This is a genomic window from Duganella phyllosphaerae (genome assembly GCF_001758785.1).
In the GTDB taxonomy this organism is placed as follows: Bacteria; Pseudomonadota; Gammaproteobacteria; order Burkholderiales; family Burkholderiaceae_D; genus Rugamonas; species Rugamonas phyllosphaerae.
This window is the reverse complement of the sequence record NZ_LROM01000069.1, coordinates 1-1729: the sequence shown is the minus strand read 5'-3', so window position 1 is coordinate 1729 and position 1729 is coordinate 1. Positions and strand designations below refer to the sequence as shown.

At 62.3% G+C, this 1729-nt stretch carries 3 protein-coding genes; all 3 read left to right on the top strand.

Features of this window, described 5'->3' with window-relative positions:
* Nucleotides 1–326, top strand: a 326-nt coding sequence (locus tag DUPY_RS28355; RefSeq protein ID WP_167359049.1) for a hypothetical protein, incomplete at its 5' end; no start/stop codon positions are given.
* 49 nt (nt 327–375) lie between these two features.
* Nucleotides 376–933, top strand: coding sequence for a hydrolase (locus DUPY_RS08295; RefSeq protein ID WP_070247361.1), 558 nt, complete (start codon nt 376–378; stop codon nt 931–933).
* Between the two features lie 142 nt (nt 934–1075).
* Entirely contained in the window at nt 1076–1708 is a 633-nt protein-coding gene (locus DUPY_RS08290; protein WP_070247360.1) for a response regulator, read from the top strand.
* The last annotated feature ends 21 nt before the right edge of the window (nt 1709–1729 follow it).

Genomic DNA, 1729 nt, shown 5'->3' with positions numbered 1-1729 from the left:
TCCCGCAGAAAACCCAGCCGACCGGCCCGATCTATTACATCCTGCCGCAAATCGAGGGCCTGTCACAGGATGGGGTGAAGAACGTCATGGAGATGACCAAGCTCCTGTCGGAAAGCGGCAAGGCGGTCAACACCCCGGTCAAAGGCCACTACGGCGACAAGGAGATCACCGACCTGGCCGCCTACCGCGAGCTCTTGACCGACTACCTCGGCAAGATTCAAACCGCCAAACCGAATCCGGCAGCGGCAATCCTCGCCACGCTCCAGGCCGGTAATGCTGCCGCGTCGAGTTATCGCCAGGTGCGTGATCTGCTCGGCCAGGCCTAGGTTTTTAATCGTGAAATAGAATTGCCGGCTGCTGGTGTACGATCTGGCGATGACTGCCCACGACCACCAGAAACCCGATGGCAGGACCTCGATCCTGCTGCCCTCCGGCTTCGTCCTCAACCTGCTGGCGCCCGACGCCACCGGTATGCCCATCACCGACATTGCTCTGTGCCTCGCTTCGCAGCCGCGCTGGGGCGGCGCTGCCCGGCCCTGGTACTCGGTGGCCGAACATTCGATCATGTGCTCACGCCTGGTGGCGCCCGAACACGCATACGCCGCGCTGATGCACGACTGCGAGGAATTCCTCGGCGACTGGCCGTCGCCGGTCAAGGTGATGCTCGGCCGGGACTATGTCAAAGAACGCCTGCATCCCGTCAAGCAGGCGCTGCGCAAGCGCTTTGAATTCAACGACGATGTGCCCGCCATCAAGCACGCCGACCTGGTGTGCATGGCCACCGAACTGCGCGACCTGCTGCCGCCGGCCTGGATGGAATGGGGCCACCTGCCGCCACCAGCCGCAACGACCATCGTGCCGGTGGGGCCGGAGCGGGCTTACGAACTTTTCCTCGAACGATACCAGGCGCTGAAACCGGCGACGAGTGCTTGAGGGACAGGTGGCACTCACCCTTTAGGGTAAGCGCCGTGGTGGGTTTAACCTTTTTAACCGATTCACCATACCTTTGTATAACTATCCGTAACCGGCGGCTTTGCGGAGAATGTGCTCATCCAACCACACGAGGAGCACGACCATGAATACCTTGACTTCCGCATCCATCGTTATCGCCGACGTTCACCCGCTGATCCGCGCCGGCATGGCGTCGCTGATCGAAAAGCAGGACGCGTTCAAGCTGCTGGGCCAGGCGGCCACCGGCATGCAGGCGATGGAAATGTGCGACCGCCTGCAACCGGACCTGCTGCTGATGGACCTGAACATGCCAGACTGCGACGGCATCGAAGCGATCGGCCGCATCAGCGCGCGCCACCCCGGTGCCAAGATCATCATCCTCAGCGGCCACGAAGGCGAAGACGAAGCCGACCGCGGCATGCGCGCTGGCGCCAGCGCCTACATGGCCAAGAGCGCGCCGCTCGACGATCTGATGGCCTGCATCCACACCGTGCTGTCCGGTAAAAAATACATGATGCCGGAAATGGCGATCAAGCTTGCCAGCCGCATCCACGGCAACCAGCTGACCCCGCGCGAACGCGACATCCTCGGCCACCTGGCCACCGGCATGAGCAACAAGGTGATCGCCCGCGCCGCCGGCATCGGCGTTGGCACCGTCAAATTCCACGTCAAGAGCATCATGTCCAAGCTCAACGTTTGTACCCGTACCGAGGCGGCCATGGTGGCGGCGCGACGTGGCCTGGTGCATTTCTCCTGATCTTCACAGGGCAGTAACACC

What these genes read in the sequence shown, in the direction of transcription:
- DUPY_RS08290 (WP_070247360.1), top strand. Translation starts at nt 1,076, where the DNA reads ATGAATACCTTGACTTCCGCATCCATCGTTATCGCCGACGTTCACCCG.
- DUPY_RS08295 (WP_070247361.1), top strand. Translation starts at nt 376, where the DNA reads ATGACTGCCCACGACCACCAGAAACCCGATGGCAGGACCTCGATCCTG.